Here is a 236-nt window from a genome sequence, read left to right on the forward strand (position 1 = left end):
ACTTTACGGACATCACAAAACAGATTTACCTGAAGGATGCGAGTCTGCAGATTGTCTGGGGAAGTTTGTGGCCGCTATTGGTGATAGCGGCCACAACAGGCTCAGCGGCGTATGCGATGTTTAGACGCAAAGTGATGTAACTTTTTGTCTTTCGCCAGCAGCGAAATCACTGCGGGTCCGGCAAGGATCGCCAGTCCCGCTAACGCCAGTAAGACGTTGTTTTGCAGCACGCGGGA

At 52.1% G+C, this 236-nt stretch carries 1 protein-coding gene and 1 pseudogene; one reads left to right on the forward strand and one right to left on the reverse strand.

Annotated features, from left to right (window positions below):
* Window positions 1-140 (forward strand): annotated as a pseudogene (locus FDX22_RS23760) (ABC transporter permease); the annotation flags it as partial.
* Here the strand turns inward: FDX22_RS23760 and FDX22_RS31945 are convergent.
* A partial coding sequence (locus tag FDX22_RS31945; RefSeq protein ID WP_304571812.1) for a YbhQ family protein occupies window positions 102-236 on the reverse strand: 135 nt, incomplete at its 5' end. The pseudogene FDX22_RS23760 and the gene FDX22_RS31945 overlap by 39 nt on opposite strands.

Source organism: Citrobacter sp. TBCS-14, from assembly GCF_005280805.1.
GTDB classification, from domain to species: domain Bacteria; phylum Pseudomonadota; class Gammaproteobacteria; order Enterobacterales; family Enterobacteriaceae; genus Citrobacter; species Citrobacter gillenii.